Here is a 789-nt window from a genome sequence, read left to right as displayed (position 1 = left end):
GGCCGGGCAGGCACCCGACGACCCCGTGCCGACCGACCGGCGACCCGCGCCGCGGCGGCCCGGGACGGCGCGCCGACCGCCCGAAGGAGCGGCGGCCGACCCAGTGGAGGATTCTTGACACCGGTGATCGCGAAGACCCGCGAGGAACTGGCGGCCGTGCGGTCCGGCGTCCGGGGGACGCTGGCGCTGGTGCCGACCATGGGCGCGCTGCACGAGGGGCACCGCTCGCTGATGCGGCGCGCGCGGTCGGCCGCCGGCCCGTCCGGGACCGTGGCCGTGTCGGTCTTCGTCAACCCCCTGCAGTTCGGGCCGGGCGAGGACCTCGACCGCTACCCCCGGACGTTCGCCGCCGACGTCGAGGCGTGCGCGGCGGAGGGCGTGGACATCGTGTTCGCGCCGACGCCCGAGGTCATGTACCCGCGCGAGCCGATGGTGACGGTCGAGCCCGGCGCGATGGGCCGGATCGTGGAGGGCGAGACGCGGCCCGGCCACTTCGCCGGAATGCTGACGGTCGTCATGAAGTTGCTGAACCTGACGCGTCCCGACGTCGCGGTGTTCGGCGAGAAGGACGCGCAGCAGCTGGCGATGATCCGCCGGATGGTCGCCGACCTGGACCTCCCGGTCGAGATCGTCGGGGCCCCGACCGTCCGGGAGCCCGACGGGCTGGCGCTGTCCAGCCGCAACCGGTACCTCGCCGCGGACGAGCGGGAGACGGCGCTCGCGCTGTCCCGGGCGCTGCGGGCGGGCGCGGACGCGGCCGGCGGCGGCCCGGACGCGGTGCTCCACGCG

At 76.3% G+C, this 789-nt stretch carries 1 protein-coding gene; it reads left to right on the top strand.

Annotated elements, in window-relative coordinates:
* Positions 1-114: 114 nt before the first annotated feature.
* Positions 115-789 (top strand): pantoate--beta-alanine ligase (gene panC, locus DZF91_RS23030; protein ID WP_117359477.1); only part of this gene is annotated, 675 nt, incomplete at its 3' end.

Source organism: Actinomadura logoneensis (assembly GCF_003428695.1).
GTDB lineage: Bacteria > Actinomycetota > Actinomycetes > Streptosporangiales > Streptosporangiaceae > Spirillospora > Spirillospora logoneensis.
The sequence above is the reverse complement of the archived record's forward strand: the minus strand, read 5'-3'. Positions and strand labels throughout refer to the sequence as shown.